Annotated in this window: 1 protein-coding gene; it reads left to right on the forward strand. The window is 76.2% G+C overall.

The window, feature by feature from the left end; translation table 11 throughout:
* Positions 1 to 194 precede the first annotated feature (194 nt).
* The coding region (locus tag AC13HU_RS37865) for an FHA domain-containing protein (protein ID WP_483046536.1) at positions 195 to 774 on the forward strand (580 nt) is incomplete at its 3' end.

Here is a 774-nt window from a genome sequence, read left to right on the forward strand (position 1 = left end):
GGGGCGAACTGCCGCCGGGGGGTGGGAGGATGCATGCGTCAAGTCACCGCGTACGCACGTCCGTCGAGCGTCGAACGTCGAACGTCGAGCCGCTGCGTGCGTGACTGCGTAGGTGTACGTCGAGGCGCGGGCGCGGGCGGGGAGGATCTTCCCGGCGCGTACCCGGGCCACGGGGAGAAGGGACCGCGGACGAGATGCAGATCCGGCTGACCGTCCTCGGGCCGCGCGGCAGCGGCCGGGCAGCCCGCGGCTGTGACGTGCTCGTCACCGCTCCCGCGGGCACCACGCTGAGCACCGTCGCGGGCGCCCTGGCCTCGGCGGCCGGCTCGGCCCAGCCCGGTGGCCGCTCCTCGGGCAGCTCCGTGGCCCTGTACGCGGGCACCGGCCGGCTCGCCCCCACCGCGGTGCTCGGCGTCCCGCCACTCGTGGACGGCGCGCTCATCTCCCTGCACGCCCCCGCCGAGCAACATGGCGACCACGGCCAGTACGGGCGCTTCGGGCAGTACGGCAGGCCGTCCGCCGACCTCGCGACGCTGCATGTGGTGGGCGGCCCCGACGCGGGCGGCGTGCACTTGCTGCAGGGCGGGCAGGCCGGTGTCGGCCGCTCCGCCGACGCGGACGTGCCGCTCGACGACCCCGACGTGTCACGGCTGCACTGCGAGATCGCGGTCGGCCCCGACGGCGCGATCACCGTCGCCGACCTCGGCTCGACCAACGGCACCATGCTGTCCGGCCGCCCGGTCGGCACCCACCCGCTGCCGTTCACGCCCGGCG

Source organism: Streptomyces sp. NH27 (genome assembly GCF_056859195.1).